The sequence below is a fragment of the Kitasatospora mediocidica KCTC 9733 genome, from assembly GCF_000744225.1.
Classification (GTDB): domain Bacteria; phylum Actinomycetota; class Actinomycetes; order Streptomycetales; family Streptomycetaceae; genus Kitasatospora; species Kitasatospora mediocidica.
The window spans coordinates 1153280-1172934 of record NZ_JQLN01000005.1 but is presented as its reverse complement, the minus strand read 5'-3'; the positions used below and the strand labels follow the sequence as shown (position 1 = coordinate 1172934).

Here is a 19655-nt window from a genome sequence, read left to right as displayed (position 1 = left end):
GGGGCGTTCGGCGGGTGGGGCGTTGGGTGGGTGGGGCGTTCGGCGGGTGGGGCGTTCGGCGGGGTGGGGCGTCCGGTCGGGGTGGGGCAGGTCAGAACGGTGGTGGCGGCTTGGGGAAGCCGGCCAAGCCGCCGTCGGGGAGCGTGAGTCCGCCGTCGACGACCAGGGCATGGCCGGTGACGAAGGCTGCCGCCGGGGAGCTGAGGAAGACGGCCGCCCCGGCCACCTCGGTCGGCTCCGCCCAGCGTCCGAGCGGCACGTGGGCCAGCAGCCAGGCGGCGGTGGGTGGATGGGTGTGCACCGCGGCCGTCATGTCGGTGCGGACCCAGCCGGGGCAGAGCGCGTTGACCCGGATGCCCTGCCGGGCCCAGCCGACGGCCAGCGACCGGGTGAGCGAGAGCTCGGCGGCCTTGGTGACGCCGTACGCCTCCATGGTCGGCACGGCCATCAGTCCCGCGACGGACGAGACCAGCAGGATGCTGGCCCGTGGGGACGCCGCCAGGTGGGGGTGGGCGGCGCGGCAAAGTGCCACGGTGGCCCGCAGGTTGACGGTCAGTACGGGCTCCCACTGGGCGGGGGTGGAGTCCTGGAGCGGTGCGAAGACGGTGTTGCCGTGCTCGTCGGCGGGGAGCAGGCCGGCGTTGTGCACCAGCAGGTCCAGGCCGCCGAGCTGGGTGGCGGCCTCTGCGACGATCCGGGCCGGTTCCCGCGGGTCGAGCAGGTCGCCCGGGACGACCTCGGCGCGGCGGCCGGTTCGGGCGATCGCCTCGGCGGTCTGCTTGAGGCCGTCGGCGCTGCGTGCCGTCACGGCGATGTCGGCACCCGCCTCGGCGAGGGCCAGGGCTATCGCGCGGCCGATGCCGCGGGAGGCGCCGGTGACCAGGGCGCGGGTGCTGCCCAGGTGGAAGGGGGCGGGGGACGGCATGGGCGGGTGTCCTTTCCGGGGCGGGGCGTGAGGGCGTGGCTGGGGTGCGGCCGTAGCCGTAGCCGTGGTTGTGGCCGTGGTTGTGGTCGTGGTCGTGGTTGCGTGCGGGCTCAGGCCGACTGCTGGAGCTGAAGGTCAAGCAGCGGGCTCCGGGCGACGTTGGCGGTTCCGCTCCAGATCAGGACGGTGCTGCCCCAGGTGACACCGGCGCCGAACGCGACCAGCAGGACGCGGTCGCCGGGCTTCACCCGGCCCGCCGCCGCGGCGTGTGCGAGGCCGAAGGGCAGCGAGCCGGCACCGATGTTCCCGACCTCCTCGCCGACGATCACCAGGCGCTCCTCCGGCAGACCGAGCGCCCGCGCCGCGCTGCGCAGCAGGACCGGATTGGGCTGGTGGGTGACCACCAGGTCGATCTGGTCCAGCGTCAGACCGGATGCGTCGAGTGCGCTGTGCACGGCGGCCGGGAAGAGCTCCAGGATGAAGTCGCGCACCGCGCGGCCGTTCATGAAGATCCGGTGGCCGCCGTCGGTCAGGGTGGTCGGCGAGGCCGGGCGACGGCTGCCGCCGGCCGGGATCAGCACGTCGCTCGCGTGGGTGCCGTCGGAGCCGAGCCGGATGGCGCCGAAACCCTCGTCGTGCGCCACCGGCGCCAGCACGGCCGCCGCCGCGCCGTCGGCGAAGAGCACCGCCGTCGCGCGGTCGGCCGCGTCGATGAACGGGGAGTAGACCTCGCAGCCCACCACCGCCGCGTACCGGGAGGTGGGGTCGCCGGCCAGCCAGTCGTGGGCGACCCGGGAGGCGAACAGCCACCCCGAACAGGCTGCGGAGACATCGAACGCGACCGCGTTGCGCGCGCCGAGGAGGGCTTGCACCCGGCAGGCGGAGGAGGGGCCCAACTCGTCCGGGGTGGAGGTCGCGAGGATCAGCAGGTCCAGCTGTGCGGCGTCGAGTCCGGCGCAGTCCAGCGCCGCGCGGACAGCCTCGGCGGCCAGATCCGAGGCTGCCTGGTCGGGCGCGGCCTGGTGCCGGTGGCGGACGCCGGTCCGTTCCACGATCCATTCGGGGGTGACCGAGGCGGCGGGCGCGACCTCCGAGTTTGTTCGAATCGAGCGGGGAAGATAGCCGCCTGTTCCCACAACTCCGATACGGCGTCGCATGGGTGATTCCGTTCTGTCGGGCCTGCGTTTTCGCAGGCACGGCAGGGCCCGGGGAGCTGGTTGGCGGGCCGGTCGCGGGACCGACGTGTACGGAGCTCCGTCGCGGGAAACATTTCCCTGCCGGCCTCCATGGTCGGCCTTCGGCGTCGGACGTCGAAAGGCCCTTCGGTCCCCCTGTCGTTAAGAACAGCGACGCGTTAAGCAATCGCATAATCCGTCGTATTTTCGTATTGTGTTGTAAGGGCTGCGAAATGACGGGACATCAGAACTCCAATGCACTGCTTCGCGGACTGCTGGCCGAGGCCGGTTGGAGTGGCGAGGAACTGGCTCGTGCGGTGAACGCCGCCGGAGCCGAGGCCGGACTCTCGCTGAACTACCAACGACCCTCAGTGGCACAGTGGTTGAACGGCTCAGTGCCACGTAGGCCGGTGCCCGAGCTGGTCGCCGAAGCGCTCACCCGTCGGCTGCGTCGACTCGTCACCCCGGACACTGCCGGGCTCGGTGAGGCGCGGGTGCCTGGGCAACGGGAGGCGGGCGGTCCCGGGGGGCGCGACCCGGTGCTCGCGCTCGCCGAGCTCAGCGCCGGCGGCGCTGGGGGTGGGCGTGGGCGGGGGCGCGGGCGCTCCAGTGCCGCGTACTCGCTGGCCGAACTGGCCGCCGTGCCGTTGACCGCGAGAGGCCGGGAGCGTTTGGCTGGGGTGGGTTCGCCTGGGGTGGGTTCGCCAGGGGTGGGTTCGCCTGGGGTGGGTTCCGTGTCGGCTCGGTCTCGGCAGATCACCCGCGCGCACCTGCGGGCCGCGCAGGCGATGGGTACTGTCTTCTCGCTCACCGACCACGCCTCGGGAGGCGGAGCGGTGCGCCCCGCGCTGACCCAGTACCTGGCGACCAGCATCGTGCCGTGGCTGCGCGAGCCGGCGCCCCCGGGAGTTCGCCGTGAACTGTTGATCACGGCATCGTCGTTGACCTACCTGTGCGGCTTCACGCATGTGGACGACGAGCTGCACGGCCTTGCTCAGCGCTACTACCGCCTCAGCGCGACGCTGGCGGACGAGGCCGGCGACCGCACCGCGCTGGCCGTCGCCCTGCGGGCGCTCAGCGTGCAGGCCCGCGGGCTGGGGCACCACCGTGACGCCTTGCGGCTCGCGGAGGCGGCGGTCGCCGAGGGGCGGCACGCGCCGCCGCGCACTCGGGCGTTCCTGCACGGCCAGTTGGCCGTGGCCCACGCCGCACTGCTGGAGCGCCGCCCGGCGCTGGAGCAACTGGCGGCTGCGGAAGCAGGGTTGGTGGACGCCGGTGCGGTCCGGGACGCCTCGTTCACCGGCGGCTATCACGAGGCCTCGCTGGCCCACCAACGGGCCGTCATCTGCTGGTACTTCGGGGACAGCCGGGGAGCCGTCGCGGCTCTCCAGGACTCACTGCGGCACCGGCCGGATCAGGAGCGGCGTTCGCGCGCCGTCGTGCTCGCGCAACTGGCCGAGTACCAGATGCGGTCAGGCCATCTGGACGCGGCCTGCGCGACGTGGAGCACCTTCCTGGAGCAGCGCTCCGCTCTGCGCTCACGCCGGTACGACCGCGCCGTCGCCCTGATGCGGGCGTATACCCGGCCGTACCGTAACCAGCCTCGGGTCAGGGCGCTCTGGCAGGTCGCGGCCCGGACTCCTGACTGATGCCGGTGGGTTGCTGGCTACTCGGGTGGCGGGCCTGGGGTCATGGGTCGCGGCCGTAAGGCTCAGAGCGTATGGGCCCGGTGGTGGTCAGCGGGCGATGTCCGGCGTGGTCATCAGGCCGCCCTGGTAGGCAATCGCGACCGCCTGCGCGCGGTCGCGGGCGTCGATCTTGGCCAGTACCCGTTTCATGTGGGTCTTCACCGTGGACTCGGCGACGAACAGTAGCGCGGAGATCTCCGCGTTCGAGTACCCCTCGGCGGCCAGCCGGAGTACCTCCCGCTCCCGCACGGTCAGCTGCGCCAGCCGTCGGTCCGGTACGCCGGCCCGCGGCCGGTCGGGGTCGCCGGTGACGAGATGGGTGACCAGGTCACGGGTGACGGCCGGGTCCAGCAGCGCCTCGCCGGCGGCGAGCGCCTGCACGGCGTCGATCAGGCGCTCCGGAGAGGCGCGCTTGAGCAGGAACCCGCTGGCACCGGCCCGGAGCGCACCCCAGACGTAGTCGTCGTACTGGAACGTCGTCAGCACCAGGACGCGAGTAGCCAGGCCCGCGGCGACGATCCGGCGCGTCGCCTCGATGCCGTCGATGCCGGGCATCCGGACGTCCATCAGGATGACGTCCGGTGCCAGTGACCGGCACAGTTCGACGGCCGTCAGGCCGTCGGCGGCCTGGCCGACCACCTCTATGGCGGCTCGGCTGCCCGGGTTGCCCGCGCTGCCTGGGTTGCCTGGGTTGCTGGAGTTGCCCGTGCTGCCCGTGCTGCCGGAGCCGCTGCTGCCGTCGTCGTCGCTGGTTCTGCCGTCGAGCCTCCTGCCGTTGGCGCTACCCGTGTCGTCCGTGCCACCTGTCTCGTCCGCGCTGCTGAGCACCAGCGCGACACCGGCACGCAGCAGCGCGTCGTCGTCGGCGACCACGACCCTCACCGTCATGGGATCGGGAGCACGGCATGGAGACGGAACCCGCCCCGTTCACCTCCCTCGTGCTCTACGCTGCCGCCGAACATGGACGCCCGCTCGGCGATGCCCAGCAATCCCCGGCCCGGCGTGTATCCACCGACAGCGCCCGACCCGTCGTCACGGACCTCGATGTCGATCACCCTTCCGTCGCGGCGGACGATCACCTCGGCGGATTCGGCCTGCCCGTGTTTCAGCGTGTTGGTCAGGGCCTCCTGGACGATCCGGTAAGCCGACATGTCGATACTGCGTGGGACTTGGCGCACGGCGGGGTCGATTCGCGCGGTGACCCGGATCCCGGCCTGCTCCATCCGGGCGGTCAGCCTGGACAGTTCGCTGAGCCCGGGCTGCATGTTCGGTTCGTCCAGGGGGGCGTTCGGCGGCGCGTGTGCCTGCGTGGGCGCCGGTGCTGGCGGCGGTGCCGGTGTCGGTGACTGGGTGGGGGACGGTGCAGGTGCTGTGCCGGTGGTTGCGGGTGCAGCCGCGCCTGCGGCTGCCGGCCTGAGTGGCGACGTGACTGTCTCGGACGGATGTGTCGGGCTGCCGTGGCGCAGCAGGCCGAGCACCCGGTCCAGTTCGTCGAGTGCCTCGCGGCCGGTGTGTTCCATGCCCGTCAGCAACTCACGGCTCTGCTCGGGATCTCGGCCCAGCAACCGGCGGGCGGCGCCAGCCTGGACGAGCATCACGTTGAGCGTGTGGCCGACGAGGTCGTGCAACTCACGGGCGATCCGGGCACGCTCCTCGGCCACCGCCTGATGGCGCAGCAGTCGCCGCGCGGTCTCGCGCTCCTCCTGTCGCCGGGCGGCGCCGTACCCGAGTGACCAGGACAGCAGCCAGACGAAGAGAGCGCCGGCGGGGATCACCGGGTAGGTGTGGGCGGAGCCGCTGAAGTAGGCCACCATGCCGAGCAGCACGACGACCGGCCCCAGCCGCGCACGGCCCCGCGTGCCGTGCAGGCCGAGCGAATAGAGGCCGATCAGGTTCGCGTAGGGGGAGAGGGGACTGGGCAGAACGAACAGGGCCTCCACCGAGAGCGCGGCGGATCCCACCACGTACGCAGCCAGCGGCGCGCTGCGGCGCACGGCGATCGGGCCTGCGATGGCCACGCTCAGCAGGATGGCCAGCGGCATCCGGGCGCCGATTCGCGACGCCGCGTCGGTCCGCTCGACGACCATCACGGCCAGGAACGCGGCGGCCACGGTGCGGTCGACGGCCGTCGGGATCGGTCCGGTGGTCGTCATCGCGCCGCGCCGCACGCTCTGCATCGCTCGGCACAGCGTGCCGAAGAGTGTGGCCAGCAGGGCGACCAGTTGTGCGTTGGAGCCAGGCAGCGTTCGGCGCAACCACGTCGTGGCGCGCGTGCTGGTCGAGATCGGCCGACTCATCGCACCTCCCGGGGCACCGTCACCGCGGCGCGGTGACAGCTCCGGACGGTAGCAAGGCGGGCGTCAGCCGCACATCGCCCCGCGGGGGTACTCCGCCTGTACCCCCAGTGGGGTACAGCATCGATGGCTCACGACCTACCCCTGTCGGGGTACACCGATCCACCCCGAGAAGTGGACGCGGACCACCCCGACCGATCCGTAGCTTCCTGGCCATGAACTCCTCTGCTCCCACTCGCCGCCGCGTCGCCCCGGTCAACGAGGGCCGCTCGTCCCCGCCCCTCCTCCGTCGGGCCGGGTGGATCTCGATCACCGTCCTGGCGACCCTCACCGCCCTGGTCGCCGCCCGCTACTTCACCCTCGACCCGAACACCTTCCTCGCGCAGCAACGGGCGGTCTATCTCGCCCACCTCACCCCGTTGCTGCTCCATGTAGGCGGTGGTTGCCTGGCATTGGCCCTGGGGCCGTGGCAGTTCCTGCCCTGGTTGAGAGCCGGCCGCCCGACCCTGCACCGGGTGATAGGCCGGGTCTACCTGGTCAGCGTTCTGGCCGTCGCCGCCGGCGCCCTGCTGCTGGCGCCTACCGGTCTGGTCGGGCCGATCGCCCCGCTCGGCTTCTCCATGCTCGCTGTCCTGCTCCTGGTGACGTCCACCGCCGCGTACGTCACCGTCCGCCGGCGCGACTACGCCCGTCACCAGGTGTGGATGGTCAGGTCCTACGCCCTGATCTTCGCCTCCGTCACCTTCCGCCTGTGGTTGACCGTTCTACCGGCAGTCGGCCTCCCCTTCGACCAGGCCTACGGCAGCGGCGCCTGGACGTCCTGGTTGATCGACCTCCTGGTCGCCGAACGAGTCATAGCCGGCCGCGGCCGTCGGCGTCTCACATGAGCCGAGGCCGCTCCGACGTCGCCGACCGTCCCCACGGAGGGCCCTCGACTCGCCTGGCGGCCGGCTTGCCCGAACCGTCAGCAATCGGGTGGATGCGGTGTCAGCTCCGAGCAGCGATGCGCCGACGGTCCTCACCGGTCACCGCTTCCACCTGATCGGTTCCAGGTGCAGTTGCTGCGGAGCGGTGTGCAGCCGGGGAAGCAGCCCGTCGGGCCAGGGCAGGTCGGGTGCCACGGTCCCGGCGGTGAACCAGAGGAAGACGTCCTCGCCGGTGCGGACCGGCAGAGCTGGGAAGTTGTTCTCGGCATGCTCAGAGTGGTGGACGCCGAGTGGCGCCACGTCGGCGGCAGCCAGCGCGGGGCTTACCTGCTGCGTGAAGTACTCGGCGAAGTCCGGCTGCCTCGGGTGACAGATGGTGAGAGTGACAGTCTCGGTGTCCGGCAGCGCGGTGAAGCCGGGACCGTTGAGTAGCAGGACGTTGTCCGAGTCGATCATGGTCGCGTTGGCCTCGTCCCGGTGGGCCTGCCAGACCGGACCGTAGTAGAACGCGCTCAGCGCGCGGGCGCGGGCCGCCATGTCGGGGAAGGCCCGCAGCCAGACGAAGCGGTCCGGGTCGTTCACGTCCCGGAAGCGGCTGCCGAGCGTGATGCCCGCGACCTCCTGGCCGGTCACGAACTTCCGTTCGAAGAGAGAGATCAGGGTGTCCCGTGCTCCCGGGCGCAGCGTGTACTGACGGAGCTCGACGATGCTCACGCTTCCGCCCCCCGGACACGAATGAGATCCATCACCCAGTTGCGCTCCCAGCTGAGGCCGTCGTCCGCCGAGAACTCCTGCTCCCACCGGGCCGTGTCGCGGCCGAGTCGAAGCCAGCTGAAGTGGACCCGGATGACGCGACCCCCGTACGCGTCATCCCCGTGGAAGTCGCCACGGTCGCCCGTGAACGAGCCCACCACCGGCGGGTCGAGCCTGCCGCTGCGGCTGTCCGCCCAGTGGATGGCCCACTGCTTCCGCTCAGGGTCGTACAGGCGCAGCGTCACACCCTGGTAGTCGAGCGTTGGGAAGGTGATCTCGTCGATGTTGCCGGCGCCACCGAACAGCGGACGCACGCATGCCCGGCCGGGGAACTCCTGCCAGTCGTCGCCCCGGCCGGACAGCGGCGCGGCAAGGCGGCGGTTGGCCACGTCCCAGACACCGTGAAGGAAGTCGAAGTCGTCCATGCGCTGGAGCGTACGAGCACTCCACTGACACCTTCTGTCAGGTGAGTGAGAGGTCCGGCGGATACTTGCTGTCATGCGTGCCGACCGGCTGATCTCCCTGCTGCTGCTCTTGCAGACCCGTGGGCGGATGACCGCGCAGCAGCTCGCGGAGGAGCTGGAGGTCTCGGTGCGGACGATCTACCGGGACGCGGAGGCACTCGGTGCGGCGGGTATCCCGCTGTTCGGTGAGGCGGGGCACGCGGGTGGGTACCGGCTGCTTGACGGGTACCGGACCCGGCTGACCGGCCTGACGGCAGATGAGGCACAGGCGGCGTTCCTGGCCGCACTGCCCGGGCCGGCGGCGGAGCTGGGGCTCGGCGAGGTGCTGGCGGCCGCTCAACTGAAGCTGCGGGCCGCGCTACCGGCCGAGCTGCGCGAGCACGCGGGACGGATCGAGGAACGCTTCCACCTGGACGCGCCCGGCTGGTACGGGAACGGCGACGAGACGCCGCACCTGCCGGGCGTGGCTGCGGCGGTGTGGGAGCGGCGGGTGATCTCTGTGCGCTACCGCCGGTGGAAGGCACCGGAGGAGGTCGAGCGGCGGTTGGAGCCGTACGGGCTGGTGCTCAAGGCCGGGCGGTGGTACCTGGTGGCTGCGGCCGGGGGTGATCCGCGTAGCTACCGGGTGGACCAGATTCTCGAACTGCGTGTGCTGGACGAGGAGTTCTCACCGCCTCCTGGGTTCGACCTGGTCGCGCACTGGCAGGCGCAGCTTGCCGATTTCCATGCGCGGCTGCACACCGGTGAGGCGGTGGTGCGCCTGTCGCCGCGCGGGGTCGGGCGGGTGCGGGAGCAGCTCGGGCACGCGGTTGCCGGTGCGGTCGCCGCCGCCGGAACCCCGGACTCCGACGGCTGGACGGTGGCGACCGTCCCGATCGAGTCGATCGACCACGCCCACGGCGAGTTCCTCAAACTGGGCTCCGACCTGGAAGTCCTCCAACCCCCGGCCCTGCGAGCCCTGATCGCCACCACCGTCCGGACCCTCGCGGCTCGCTACACCTAGGCTGCGGGTTGCCATCGCCGGAGAGGGCCGCTTCAAACGGAACGCAGAAGCCCCCGAGCGCTGGGCGCTTCGGGGGCTTCTTGCTGTTCAGCAGCTGTGGCCAGGGCCGGGGTCGAACCGGCGACCTTCCGCTTTTCAGGCCAAGCCAGGGCGTCGGGATGCCCTGGCTTGGCCGGCCTTGCCGTCCGTGGAAGTGTTCTTTCGGGCGCCAGCGTCCATGCCGGTTGGCGTCAGCGCTGGCGTCAACCGGGCGGCTGTATCACTGGTCGCTCAGAGCGCGGAGTCGGTGGTCGGTTTGACGGAGGTCGAAGTGGGCTGGGTCGAAGTCGGCTGCTGTCTCGAGGCCGAGCCATCGCAGGAGGTCTTCGTGTTCGGGGTGGGCGGAGTCGGCGAGGGCCTGCTTGAGATCTTCGTATCCGGGCGCGCCGCCGCAGTCCTCAGGCGGGCAGGCTCCGGCCCCGTCCAGGCATAGGGGGTAGCGGTGCCCGGCTTCGGCATCGAGTCGGCGTTCGACGGTGATGCGGTGGTCCCAGGAATCGCCGAAGTCGTAGGCGTACTCGAGGTGGCCACCCTCCTTGACCACGGTGTCCAGTACGGCTCTGGTCTCGTCGGCGAAGTCCAGCTCGGAGGAGGGGCGGCCGTAGTGGATGCCGTTCGTGCTGTAGGCGTGCAGGTGACAGTTCTGCCAGCCCATGGCGGCCTGGATGACCCTGTGCAGTTGATCGAGACGAACGGTGGCGGGGACCTCGACGCGTCGCCAGACCAGGGGCTGCTGCACGTCGGTGAGCTCGATGCGGAGCCGGTAGACGGGGTCGCCGGGGCGGGGCTCTCCGCGCAGTCGGGCCATGGTGTGGCGGCCCGCCGCAGTGAGGCTGGCGGTATCGCCGGTGCGCTGGAGGACGCCGAGGCCGTCGAGCGTGGCGAGGAGGAGCGTCACGTCACGATCGTTGCTCTGACGCAGGAGTCGTAGGCGATCCGCGGGGAGGTCGTCGAGGATGAAGAAGCCGGACACGTTGTCCCAGACTGCGGCCTGTAGGTCCTGCTCCGGAACCAAGTGATCGGACGGATAGAGGTGCGCCAGCAGCGCCCGCAGCCCGGCCGGGTATTCCTCGGCGAACGGCGAGCCGAGCCACCCGGCCGGTAGTACCGCGTCGCCGATCCGCGGCAGGGCGTCGAACAGCGCTTGCACGAGCAGCTCGGGGTCCTCCCATACCCGCGCGTTCTTCTTCACGGGCATCACCCGTCCGCTCACGGTCCTCAGCAGTCGGGCCGACTTGGCCCACTCCACCAGCAGGTTCAGGTGGTACAGCTCCTGGCTGGTCTTGGTCTTGAAGGTCCTGTCGCCGATGGACGGGTCCACCGTGTCTCCGGTCTCCAGCAGCGCGACCAGAGCGCGCGCGTCCGCGAGGGTGACCTTGCCCGTCTGGGTGAGCTTTCGCCCCGTGCCGATCCAGGCGATCAGGTCCCGCACTTGCCGCACTGTGCGTGGCTGCTCCGCTTCCACCGTCTCTCCTTGTCCCGTTCCGAGGTGTGCCGGATTCCATCATGGAGCTTCAATCGGGCCGGTAAGGTCGCGGTGGTGAGCGAGTACCAGCATTACGAGTTTCTGGCGATCGATCGCCCACTCACGCGCGAGGAGCAGGAGCAGCTGCGGGCGCTGTCCAGCCGGGCCAGGATCACCGCGACCAGCTTCACCAACGACTATCACTGGGGCAACTTCCGCGGCGATCCCAGGAAGCTGGTGGAGCGGTACTACGACGCTCATCTGTACCTCGCCAACTGGGGTACCCATCAGGTGATTCTGCGCGTGCCCAAGCAGCAGCTCGCGCTGCCCACTGTGGAGGCGTACTGCTTCGACGAGCACGTCGAGGCATGGACCACCAAGACCCACCTGATCCTTGATCTGCGGAGTGAAGACGAGAGCGGAGACTGGGACGAGGGGGCGGAGGACTCGCTCGGTGCCATCGTCGGGATTCGGGCGGAGTTGGCGGCCGGTGATCTCCGTGCTCTGTACCTGGCGTGGTTGTCCGCTCTTGGTGTCTGGGGGCTCCAGGGCGACGACGAAGAGGAGTACCAGGAAACGATCGAGCCCCCGGTCCCGGCCGGGCTCGACCAGCTCACGGCACCTCAGCGAGCACTCGCGGATTTCCTGCGCGTCGATGCCGACCTCCTCGCAGTCGCCGCCCAGGCCAGCCTCCCCGCCCCCGGATCGGGGAGGGGGCTCGGGAAGAAGGAACTGGCTCAGCTGATCGCCGTACTTCCCGAGAAGGAGAAGAACGACCTGCTGCTGCGCCTGGCCCTCGGCAGGGAACCGCAGTTGGGCCCCGAATTGCTGCGCCGTCTGCGTGGGGAAGCGACCCCGGCGACGGCACCGGGGCGACGCTCCGCAGCTGAACTGCTTGACGCCGCACACGCGCGAGCCACCGAACGCCGGCAACGGACCAAGCAGACGCAAGCCGAGACGCTCGCGAAGAAGCTGACGGCCTTGGCCGACAAGGAAGAGTCGGTGTGGGCCCAAGTCCAGGACCGCATCGCTCAGAAGAAGCCGACCGACTACGACGCCGCTACCGCTCTCCTGGTGGACCTTCGCGACGCCTGTGACCACATCGGACGCGGTCCCGCCTTCCGGCAGCGCCTCAGCGCGCTTCGCGAGGAGCATCAGCGCCTGCCCGGCCTGCTGCGCCGCCTCGATGAGCGGAGGCTGCGGGGCTGATTACACACGCAACACGGCGGAGGAGGAGTGCTGAACCACGCACGCTGGCAGGTAGTCCGGGACAAGCGCGGGCTGCACGGGGACGTCGAGCCCCCGCGATCGTCGCCGAGCGCGAGCAGATCCGCTTGGCCATGGCGCTCGGGTAACTGGTCTTCGACCGACGTGCCCAGCTGGGTCTGAGCGAGGACGAGCTGGCGGTGCGGCTCGGCACCACGGCTGACGAGGTCGAGCACATCGAGGTCGGCGGAGTACTCCCGGTCACGTCCGACCTGCTGCTGCGGCTCGCCGCAGTTCTGGACGTGTCCGTCGGTCAGTAAGGGAGCAGTTCGGTCGTGTTCAGGTCGAAGTCGAACGGCTCTGGGATGTGCAGCGTCTCACCGAACTCGATGTCCTCGCGGCGGTGGTATCTCGTGCCATCGGGGCGACTGAAGAGCGTGACGGTCTTCTGCCTGGCGTCGATCAACAGGTACAGCGGGATCCCCATCAAGGGGTAGTCGCGCACCTTCCCGACCCAGTCGTTCTCCGGGTTGGAGGGAGAGACCAGTTCGACGGCGACAGCGGCGACTTCGGAGGGGACCTGATTGTCAGTCGTCTCCAACGCCTCGCCTGGAAGGTATGTCAGGTCAGGGTTGCGGCTCTTGCCCACGTTCGGTGAAACGAGGTCGGTGTTCTCGCTCGGCAGCAGCTCCGACGGGGCGTGCGCGTCGAACTGGCGGCGGACCAGGAGAAGGTTCCGCTGGTGGATGCCCGAGGGGCTGACCATCATCACGATGGTGTCGCCCGACAGCTCCACCTTGAATCCGTCGGGAAGGCTTCTGCGGGCCTCTTCAAGGAGTAGAAAGTGCTCCGGGTTCATGCGCGGTGCCTCCTGGGGTGTGCCGGGCAGCACCTCAGCGTAGTCCGGGACGGGGTCCGGCATCGCCCGTACGGGCCCCGTGGCCGGGCGCCCAGTCCCTCGGATCGCTCCGGGCCGCTCATTCGGATGACCGACCGTCCGCTGTGCCGTTGGCGTCAAACAGCACAAAAATGCCCCCGAAGCGATCTGCTTCAAGGGCATCGTGCCTGGTCAGGCTATGTGGCCAGGGCCGGGGTCGAACCGGCGACCTTCCGCTTTTCAGGCGGACGCTCGTACCAACTGAGCTACCTGGCCGTACTGCACCATCCCTTGCGGGGATGAGCGATCCTGACGGGACTTGAACCCGCGACCTCCACCTTGACAGGGTGGCGAGCTAACCAACTGCTCCACAGGACCTCGACAGAGCCTTGCGACCCTGACTGTACTACTTGTACCGCGTACTGCTGTCGAACTGTACTGCCGTGCCCCCAACGGGATTCGAACCCGTGCTACCGCCTTGAAAGGGCGACGTCCTGGGCCACTAGACGATGAGGGCTTGCGGCCCGCCCGGCTGATCTCCAGCGGTCGGGGACGTGAGAAGCATATGGGATGCGGACGGGAACGCCAAAACCGGTTTCGGCAGGCAGACGGCCACACGGGCAGACGGACAGGCAGGGCGGCTGTGGGTCACGACCAGCCGAGCTCGTGCAGTTCGTGATCGTCGAAGCCGAAGTGGTGGGCCACCTCGTGGATGACGGTGGTGCGGACTTCCGAGACGGCCTGCTCGCGGGTCTCGCACATCCGCACGGTCGGGCCGCGGTAGACGATGATCCGGTCGGGCAGCACCCCGGCGTACCACTCGCCGCGCTCGGTGAGCGGGGTGCCCTCGTAGAGGCCGAGCAGGTCGGGCGAGGCGGGGTCGGGCTCGTCCTCGACGAAGACCGCCACGTTGTCCATCATCGCCGCCAGCTGCGGGGGGATCTGGTCCAGCGCGTCGCTGACCAGTGCCTCGAAATCGTCCCGGCTCATGTCCACGGGCCCATTGTCGGCGGCCGGGTGAGGGCGTGCCAGATGGTGCGCGGCCGTACGTCGGTTCGGCACGACTGTTCGATCGATGGGGCGAGTCGTTCGACGCGTTCGAGCGAATTCGGACGGTGAGGCCGGACGCGGCCATCCGGTCGACGGTCGGCCGTGTCCACGCGGCGCGCCAGGCGTTGGGCACCGAAAGCGGCCGTGTGCGACGAGCGGCCAGGCGGGGCGGGCGGAGAGGCGGCGGCGATGGTTCCGACGATTTCGAGCGGGGGCACGGTGCTCGGCGGTGCCCGGGGCGGCGTGCTGCGCGCCAGGGCCGTCAGGGTGGCGGCGGGCGCGGCAGCCGCTGGTGCACCCGCCGGGCGGGCCGGATCGGTCCGGTCCGCGGTCGCCGCGCGGGCGGCCGCACGGGCGGCCGGGCGGGGCGGGCAGCCGGTGCGGCCGGCGGTCTTCCGGACGGTCGCGGTACGGACCGCCGTCCTGGCGCTGGCCGGCCTCAGCGTGGCGGGCTGCATGGAGGTCGGTCCCAGCGCGGATCAGCAGCCGGCCGGCCGCACCGCCGGCCAGGCGAACCCGACCGGCCACGCGAGCACCGGGGCGAGCGCCGGCCAGGGCCGGGGCAGCGGATCCCGCGCCGAGCGGTCGGGTGGGACGAAGGGCGAGGCCGCCTCGGCGGGGTCGCCCGCCGGCGCGCCGGGCACGGGCGGCTCGGTGGTGGCCGCCGGTGACCCCAGCCCCGGGATGTCCTCGCTCCCCGGCGCGCCGCTGCCCGGCGGCGTGGTCGCGGTTCCGGTCCGTCCGGGCGAGTCGGCCGGGCCGGTGGCCAGCGAGCCCGCCTCCGGTGGCACCGGTGCGGCGGGCGGCACGGGCCGGGGCACCTCCGGCGGGACGACGGGCTCCGGCGGCACGGGCACCACAGGGGGCGCCAGCGGCGGCGCGGGCGGTACGGGCGGCGTGGGCTCCGCCATCGGCGGTGCGGCCGGTGGCGGTGCCGTGGGCGGCGCGGTCGGCGGTGGCGCGGCCCCGTCGTCCAGTCCGGGCGCTCCGGTCGAGTCCGCGCCGAGCTCCGGCCGTCCCTCGTCGGCGCCCTCCGCCCCGGCCGGCCCGGGTCCCTCCGCGAGCAGTAGCGCATCCACTGCCCCGGGTGGTGGTTCGGCTGGGCATTGAGGGCCTGGCCAGCGCATTTGCCTTCGGAGTCATGGTTCGTCTATCTTGGTAGATCGTTCGTTTGATTCATTTGTCTGGCGCCCTGAATCCCCATTGGCGCCCCTGGCGCGTTCCGGCGATCCGTGGCTGACCGCATTGAGGCGGTTGTATGCGAACCCCCGGACTTAGGCGCGTGCCACTTCCGGAAGGTTTTGCATGTCTCTCGTTGACGACGACCGCTTCGCCATGCCCGCGAGCGGCTCCGCCGCCGATTTCCCCGCCGACGCTGCCGCTGTGGCCGCCGACGCGATCGACTCCACCGAGGTCATCGAGTCCTTCGAGGCCGAGTTCGACGCCGAGCTCGACTCCGACGAGGACGACGCTGTGGCGGCCCCCGCCGAGCGCACCGTGACCTTCGGCGACCTGGGCCTGCACGACGACATCGTGCGTGCCCTCGCCAAGCGTGACGTCACCACCCCGTTCCCGATCCAGGCCGCGACCATCCCGGACGCGCTGGCCGGCAAGGACGTCCTGGGCCGCGGCCGTACCGGCTCCGGCAAGACCCTGAGCTTCGGCCTGCCGCTGCTCACCCGGATCTCCGGCGCCGAGGGCCGCACCCGCCCGAAGCACCCGCGCGGCCTGATCCTCGTCCCGACCCGCGAGCTGGCGATGCAGGTCGCCGACGCGCTGGAGCCGTTCGGCTCGGTGCTCGGCCTCAAGCTCAAGGTCGTCTGCGGCGGTACGTCGATGTCCAACCAGATCTACGCGCTGGAGCGCGGTGTCGACGTCCTGGTCGCCACCCCCGGCCGCCTGCGTGACCTGATCAACCGCAGCGTCGCCAAGCTCGACGACGTGATGGTCACCGTCCTCGACGAGGCCGACCAGATGGCCGACATGGGCTTCCTGCCCGAGGTCACCGAGATCCTCGACAAGGTGCCGAGCGGCGGCCAGAGCCTGCTGTTCTCGGCCACCCTCGAGAACGAGATCGACAGCCTGGTCAAGCGCTACCTGAAGAACCCGGTCACCCACGAGGTCGACGCGGCCCAGGGCGCGGTCACCACCATGACCCACCACATCCTCGTGGTGAAGCCCAAGGACAAGGCCCCGATCACCAACGCGATCGCCGCCCGCAAGGGCCGCACGATCATCTTCGTCCGCACCCAGATGGGCGCCGACCGAGTGGCCGAGCAGCTCATCGAGGCCGGCGTGAAGGCCGACGCGCTGCACGGCGGGATGACCCAGGGCGCCCGTACCCGGGTGCTCGGTGACTTCAAGGACGGCTACCTCAACGTCGTCGTCGCGACCGACGTCGCGGCCCGCGGTATCCACGTGGACGACATCGACCTGGTCCTCAACGTGGACCCGGCCGGCGACCACAAGGACTACCTGCACCGCTCCGGCCGTACCGCGCGGGCCGGCCGCTCGGGCGCCGTCGTCACCCTGGTGCTGCCGCACCAGCGCCGTGGCGTGTTCCGCCTGATGGAGGACGCGGGCGTCGACGCCAGCCGCCACATCCTCGACCACGCCTTCGACGCCGAGGTGGCCCGGATCACCGGCGCCCGCTCGCTGATCGAGGTCCAGGCCGAGAGCGCGGCCGGCATCGCCGGTGCGGCCGAGCGTGAGATCGCCGACATGACCCGTCAGCTGGAGAAGGCGCAGCGCCGGGCGACCGAGCTGCGCGACGAGGCCGACCGCCTGGCCGCCCGCGCGGCGCGCGAGCGTGCCGAGCTGGGCATCGAGGACGAGGCCCCCGCCGCGGAGGCCGTCGAGGGCGAGAGCGCCGTCGTCGAGACCGCCGCGCCGGTGCGCGAGGTCCGTGAGGTGCGCGAGGTGCGCGAGCCGCGCGAGGAGCGCACCCCGGCGTACCGCGAGGCGCGCAGCGAGCGTCCGTCCTACGGCGACCGCGACAACCGCGGCGGTGGCCGTGACCGTGACGACCGTGGCGGCCGTTCCTACGGTGACCGTCCGGCGGGTCGCTCGTTCGGTGACCGTGACAACCGTTCCGGTGGCGGGTTCAACCGTGACCGTGACGACCGTCCGGCCCGTTCCTTCGGTGACCGTGACAACCGCTCGGGTGGCGGGTTCAACCGTGACCGTGACGACCGTCCGGCCCGCTCGTTCGGTGACCGTCCGGCCGGCCGTTCCTTCGGTGACCGTGACAACCGCACCGGCGGTGGCTTCAACCGTGACCGCGACGACCGTGGTGGCCGTTCCTTCGGTGACCGTCCGGCGGGTCGTTCGTTCGGTGACCGTGACAACCGCTCGGGTGGCGGGTTCAACCGTGACCGTGACGACCGTCCGGCCCGCTCGTTCGGTGACCGTCCGGCCGGCCGTTCCTTCGGTGACCGTGACAACCGCACCGGCGGTGGCGCCGGTGCCGGTGCGAGCCGTCCGTTCGCCCGTCGTGACGACCACCGCTCGGGTGGCCGCCCGCAGGGTGGCTCCTCCTACGGTGACCGCGACAACCGCGGTGGCGGCCGCTCGTTCGGCGACCGTGACAACCGTGGCGGCGGCTTCAACGGCGGCAACGGTGGTGGCGGCTTCAACGGCGGCGACCGCAAGCCGCGTTGGAAGAGCTGACGCTCGGTAGCCCAGTAGTCCAGTAGTCGGCGGGCCCGTTCCACTTCGGTGGGGCGGGCCCGTTGGCGTTGCCGGAGCAGGTTGTACTGATGTTGAGAACAACTCGCTGGCGCCTCGGAGGGTGAGCGCGTACGGTCTGACGCATGAGCAGCAGACTGCACCAAGTGGCCGTGGTGAACGAGGAGATCGCCGAGCGCGGGACGTACCGGGGACCGGGCGGTGCGCAGGTGGAGGTGGCCGAGCGGCTGGCCGCCGCGCGGGCCGGGACGCTCAGCTACACCCCGGAGCAGCTGACGGCCCTGCTGGAGTCGGCGCCGTCGGCCGCGACGGCCGGGGCGCGCCTGGAGGTCACCGCCGAGGGCAGCATGCAGGCCGCCGAGCGGCTGCACCAGGAGGGCGGCCGACGGATCGGGGTGCTCAACTTCGCCTCCGCCCGCAACCCCGGCGGCGGCTACCTGCGCGGCGCGCGCGCCCAGGAGGAGGACGTCTGCCGCACCGCCCTGCTCTACTCCTGCCTGCTGGCCGCGCCCGACTACTACGCGGCGCACCGCGCGAGCGACGACCTCCGCTACAGCCACCGGGTGATCTTCTCGCCGGGCGTGCCGGTGATCCGCGACGGGCGGGGCGAGCTGGCCGCGCAGCCGTACGAGGTGGACTTCCTGACCTCACCGGCGCCGAACGCCGGGCAGCTGCGCCGCCGTTCCGAGAGCGTTGACGTCCGGGAGGTGCTGGCCGAGCGCGCGCTGCGGGTGCTCGCCGTCGCGGCGCGGCACGGCGTGCGGGAGTTGGTGCTCGGGGCGTGGGGCTGCGGGGTGTTCGCCAACGACCCGGGCGAGGTGGCGGCCGCCTTCGAGTCGGCGTTGGTCCGCTACGGCACGGCGTTCGACCGGGTGGTCTTCGCGGTCTGGGACCGCACGGCGGTGTCGCCGAACCGGGCGGCCTTCGAGGCGCGCTTCGGTTCCTAGTGCCTGACGCGGCACTAGCACGGCATCAGCAGGAGCCGGCCGTCGCGCGCCGGGTGAGCGCCGAGGCGGCCGTCACCACGCCCGTCACGGCGAGCACGGACGGCCAGGCGCCGATCTTCTTCGCCAGCGGGTGCGAGCCGCCGAACGCGCCCAGGTACAGCCCGGTCAGCGCCACGGCCGTGGCCGCGCCGCTCTCCCGCCGCCAGCGGTACGCGGCGGCCGCGCCCGCGGTTGCCAGCACCGCGCCGCCCAGCTCGCGCCGGCCCGTCCAGCGCGCGGTGCCGTACCCGCCGATCAGGCCGGTCGCCGCGATCAGTGCGGTCGGGATCTTCGCCATCGTGCACTCCGGTCTCTGCGGGGGCTCCTCCCGTCGACCCTAACCCGGTGCCCCGCCGGAAATGGGTCGCGGGTGGGCCCCGGCAGCGGGGAGACTCCGGACAGCGTCGCGAGCGGGAGAGGGAGTGTCATGTACGAGGTGTTGTCCGGCATCGTGGGTTCCACCGCGTACGGGCTGGCGCACGAGGGGTCGGACGTGGACCGGCTCGGCCTGTTCGCCGTCCCGACTGAGGAACTGCACGGACTGCGCCGCCCGGCCGAGTCGCACGTCACCACCGCGCCCGACAGGACCTGGCACGAGGCCGCGAAGTGGTGCCGGCTGGCCCTGAGCTGCAACCCGACCGCCTCGGAACTCGTCTGGTTGCCCGATGACTTGTACGAGGTCAGGACCGAGCCGGGCGAAGAGCTGATCGGCCTGCGCAGCACCCTGCTGAGCAGCCGTGCGGTGCGCGACTCCTACCTCGGCTACGCCACCCAGCAGTTCAGGAAGCTCCAGACCCGCGACCGCACCGACGTCAGGGCCCGCACCCAGGGTGCCAAGCACGCCCGGCACCTGGTCCGGCTGCTGGAGCAGGGCGTCGGCCTGCACGAGACCGGCGAGCTGCGGGTCCGCCTCGCCGACCCCGAGCGGATACGGGAGTTGGGCGAGCGCTTCGCGGACCACCCGGACCTCGCCGCCCCCCTGCTCGCCGACGCCGAACGCCGCTTCGACCGCCCCGGCGTCCTCCCCGACGCCCCCGACGAACCCGCCGTCGAAGCCTGGCTGCGCCGCCTGCGCCGCACCCGGCTGCCCGCCGCCGCGTAGCCCCGCCCCGGCGGC

Annotated in this window: 19 protein-coding genes and 3 tRNA genes; 9 read left to right on the top strand and 13 right to left on the bottom strand. The window is 71.4% G+C overall.

From position 1 onward, the window contains the following. Window positions 1–91: 91 nt before the first annotated feature. Window positions 92–925 carry an SDR family NAD(P)-dependent oxidoreductase gene (locus BS80_RS19205; RefSeq protein WP_035799005.1) on the bottom strand — a complete coding sequence of 278 codons (834 nt, stop codon included), beginning with the start codon at window positions 923–925 and terminating at the stop codon, window positions 92–94. 110 nt (window positions 926–1035) lie between these two features. After that, window positions 1036–2082, bottom strand: a complete 1047-nt coding sequence (locus tag BS80_RS19200) for a 3-oxoacyl-ACP synthase III family protein (RefSeq protein WP_035799000.1) — start codon at window positions 2080–2082, stop codon at window positions 1036–1038. Window positions 2083–2834: 752 nt separating this feature from the next. On the opposite strand from BS80_RS19200, the gene BS80_RS39475 reads away from it, so the two are divergent. Next, window positions 2835–3749: a hypothetical protein gene (locus tag BS80_RS39475; protein WP_051966792.1), complete on the top strand. Its 915-nt coding sequence runs from the start codon at window positions 2835–2837 to the stop codon at window positions 3747–3749. A gap of 87 nt (window positions 3750–3836) precedes the next feature. Here the strand turns inward: BS80_RS39475 and BS80_RS19190 are convergent, their stop codons facing one another. Both BS80_RS19190 and BS80_RS19185 read right to left on the bottom strand, forming a co-directional pair. Then, window positions 3837–4676, bottom strand: coding sequence for a response regulator (locus BS80_RS19190; protein WP_083974912.1), 840 nt, complete (start codon window positions 4674–4676; stop codon window positions 3837–3839). Then, window positions 4673–6085, bottom strand: a complete 1413-nt coding sequence (locus tag BS80_RS19185) for a sensor histidine kinase (RefSeq protein ID WP_035798996.1) — start codon at window positions 6083–6085, stop codon at window positions 4673–4675. The genes BS80_RS19190 and BS80_RS19185 overlap by 4 nt, the downstream gene beginning before the upstream one ends. A gap of 212 nt (window positions 6086–6297) precedes the next feature. Here BS80_RS19185 and BS80_RS19180 point away from each other — a divergent pair, with 212 nt between their 5' ends. Beyond that, a complete protein-coding gene (locus BS80_RS19180) occupies window positions 6298–6969 on the top strand; it encodes a DUF2306 domain-containing protein (RefSeq protein ID WP_051966791.1) in 672 nt (223 codons plus the stop codon). A 138-nt stretch (window positions 6970–7107) separates the two neighbouring features. On the opposite strand, the gene BS80_RS19175 is transcribed toward BS80_RS19180, so the two are convergent. Together BS80_RS19175 and BS80_RS19170 are read right to left on the bottom strand one after the other, a co-directional pair. Beyond that, window positions 7108–7722: an NIPSNAP family protein gene (locus tag BS80_RS19175; RefSeq protein WP_063772011.1), complete on the bottom strand. Its 615-nt coding sequence runs from the start codon at window positions 7720–7722 to the stop codon at window positions 7108–7110. After that, entirely contained in the window at window positions 7719–8186 is a 468-nt protein-coding gene (locus tag BS80_RS19170; RefSeq protein WP_035798993.1) for a hypothetical protein, read from the bottom strand. The genes BS80_RS19175 and BS80_RS19170 overlap by 4 nt, the downstream gene beginning before the upstream one ends. Window positions 8187–8259: 73 nt before the next feature. Here BS80_RS19170 and BS80_RS19165 point away from each other — a divergent pair, with 73 nt between their 5' ends. Further along, window positions 8260–9228 (top strand): helix-turn-helix transcriptional regulator, encoded by a 969-nt coding sequence (locus tag BS80_RS19165; RefSeq protein ID WP_035798990.1) that lies wholly within the window; start codon window positions 8260–8262, stop codon window positions 9226–9228. A gap of 259 nt (window positions 9229–9487) precedes the next feature. Here BS80_RS19165 and BS80_RS40890 read toward each other — a convergent pair whose 3' ends face one another. Then, on the bottom strand, window positions 9488–10732 hold the full coding sequence (locus BS80_RS40890; RefSeq protein WP_157536385.1) for a plasmid pRiA4b ORF-3 family protein: 1245 nt from the start codon (window positions 10730–10732) through the stop codon (window positions 9488–9490). A gap of 75 nt (window positions 10733–10807) precedes the next feature. Between BS80_RS40890 and BS80_RS19155 the strand changes: the two genes are divergently transcribed. Together BS80_RS19155 and BS80_RS42895 are read left to right on the top strand one after the other, a co-directional pair. Then, entirely contained in the window at window positions 10808–11941 is a 1134-nt protein-coding gene (locus tag BS80_RS19155) for a hypothetical protein (RefSeq protein WP_035801915.1), read from the top strand. A 146-nt stretch (window positions 11942–12087) separates the two neighbouring features. After that, window positions 12088–12258, top strand: a complete 171-nt coding sequence (locus BS80_RS42895) for a helix-turn-helix domain-containing protein (protein ID WP_332262193.1) — start codon at window positions 12088–12090, stop codon at window positions 12256–12258. Here BS80_RS42895 and BS80_RS19150 read toward each other — a convergent pair. The 5 genes from BS80_RS19150 to BS80_RS19130 all read right to left on the bottom strand — a co-directional run bounded on the left by BS80_RS19150 (window position 12252) and on the right by BS80_RS19130 (window position 13805). Continuing rightward, window positions 12252–12797, bottom strand: a complete 546-nt coding sequence (locus BS80_RS19150) for a Uma2 family endonuclease (protein WP_035798987.1) — start codon at window positions 12795–12797, stop codon at window positions 12252–12254. The two genes, BS80_RS42895 and BS80_RS19150, sit on opposite strands and share 7 nt — an antisense overlap. Window positions 12798–13017: 220 nt before the next feature. Beyond that, window positions 13018–13091, bottom strand: a tRNA-Phe gene (locus tag BS80_RS19145). 28 nt (window positions 13092–13119) lie between these two features. Next, a tRNA-Asp gene (locus BS80_RS19140) sits at window positions 13120–13193 on the bottom strand. 66 nt (window positions 13194–13259) lie between these two features. Further along, window positions 13260–13332, bottom strand: a tRNA-Glu gene (locus BS80_RS19135). Window positions 13333–13463: 131 nt separating this feature from the next. Continuing rightward, window positions 13464–13805 (bottom strand): metallopeptidase family protein, encoded by a 342-nt coding sequence (locus BS80_RS19130; RefSeq protein ID WP_035798984.1) that lies wholly within the window; start codon window positions 13803–13805, stop codon window positions 13464–13466. Between the two features lie 249 nt (window positions 13806–14054). Between BS80_RS19130 and BS80_RS19125 the strand changes: the two genes are divergently transcribed. The 3 genes from BS80_RS19125 to BS80_RS19115 all read left to right on the top strand — a co-directional run bounded on the left by BS80_RS19125 (window position 14055) and on the right by BS80_RS19115 (window position 18499). Next, window positions 14055–14975, top strand: a complete 921-nt coding sequence (locus BS80_RS19125) for a hypothetical protein (protein WP_035798982.1) — start codon at window positions 14055–14057, stop codon at window positions 14973–14975. 195 nt (window positions 14976–15170) lie between these two features. After that, the gene (locus BS80_RS19120; RefSeq protein WP_035798979.1) at window positions 15171–17534 is read left to right on the top strand and encodes a DEAD/DEAH box helicase; all 2364 of its coding nucleotides are present in this window, start codon (window positions 15171–15173) and stop codon (window positions 17532–17534) included. A gap of 143 nt (window positions 17535–17677) precedes the next feature. Beyond that, window positions 17678–18499 (top strand): TIGR02452 family protein, encoded by an 822-nt coding sequence (locus BS80_RS19115; protein WP_035798977.1) that lies wholly within the window; start codon window positions 17678–17680, stop codon window positions 18497–18499. Between the two features lie 25 nt (window positions 18500–18524). Here BS80_RS19115 and BS80_RS19110 read toward each other — a convergent pair whose 3' ends face one another. Continuing rightward, on the bottom strand, window positions 18525–18836 hold the full coding sequence (locus BS80_RS19110; protein WP_035798975.1) for a hypothetical protein: 312 nt from the start codon (window positions 18834–18836) through the stop codon (window positions 18525–18527). 129 nt (window positions 18837–18965) lie between these two features. On the opposite strand from BS80_RS19110, the gene BS80_RS19105 reads away from it, so the two are divergent. Continuing rightward, window positions 18966–19640: a DNA polymerase beta superfamily protein gene (locus BS80_RS19105; protein WP_035798972.1), complete on the top strand. Its 675-nt coding sequence runs from the start codon at window positions 18966–18968 to the stop codon at window positions 19638–19640. Window positions 19641–19655: the final 15 nt, after the last annotated feature.

Bases quoted from the DNA above. Each gene is read 5' to 3' on its own strand.
- BS80_RS19205 (WP_035799005.1), bottom strand. From the start codon at position 925: ATGCCGTCCCCCGCCCCCTTCCACCTGGGCAGCACCCGCGCCCTGGTC.
- BS80_RS19200 (WP_035799000.1), bottom strand. From the start codon at position 2,082: ATGCGACGCCGTATCGGAGTTGTGGGAACAGGCGGCTATCTTCCCCGC.
- BS80_RS19190 (WP_083974912.1), bottom strand. From the start codon at position 4,676: ATGACGGTGAGGGTCGTGGTCGCCGACGACGACGCGCTGCTGCGTGCC.
- BS80_RS19185 (WP_035798996.1), bottom strand. From the start codon at position 6,085: ATGAGTCGGCCGATCTCGACCAGCACGCGCGCCACGACGTGGTTGCGC.
- BS80_RS19180 (WP_051966791.1), top strand. From the start codon at position 6,298: ATGAACTCCTCTGCTCCCACTCGCCGCCGCGTCGCCCCGGTCAACGAG.
- BS80_RS19170 (WP_035798993.1), bottom strand. From the start codon at position 8,186: ATGGACGACTTCGACTTCCTTCACGGTGTCTGGGACGTGGCCAACCGC.
- BS80_RS19165 (WP_035798990.1), top strand. From the start codon at position 8,260: ATGCGTGCCGACCGGCTGATCTCCCTGCTGCTGCTCTTGCAGACCCGT.
- BS80_RS19150 (WP_035798987.1), bottom strand. From the start codon at position 12,797: ATGAACCCGGAGCACTTTCTACTCCTTGAAGAGGCCCGCAGAAGCCTT.
- BS80_RS19130 (WP_035798984.1), bottom strand. From the start codon at position 13,805: ATGAGCCGGGACGATTTCGAGGCACTGGTCAGCGACGCGCTGGACCAG.
- BS80_RS19125 (WP_035798982.1), top strand. From the start codon at position 14,055: ATGGTTCCGACGATTTCGAGCGGGGGCACGGTGCTCGGCGGTGCCCGG.
- BS80_RS19120 (WP_035798979.1), top strand. From the start codon at position 15,171: ATGTCTCTCGTTGACGACGACCGCTTCGCCATGCCCGCGAGCGGCTCC.
- BS80_RS19115 (WP_035798977.1), top strand. From the start codon at position 17,678: ATGAGCAGCAGACTGCACCAAGTGGCCGTGGTGAACGAGGAGATCGCC.
- BS80_RS19110 (WP_035798975.1), bottom strand. From the start codon at position 18,836: ATGGCGAAGATCCCGACCGCACTGATCGCGGCGACCGGCCTGATCGGC.
- BS80_RS19105 (WP_035798972.1), top strand. From the start codon at position 18,966: ATGTACGAGGTGTTGTCCGGCATCGTGGGTTCCACCGCGTACGGGCTG.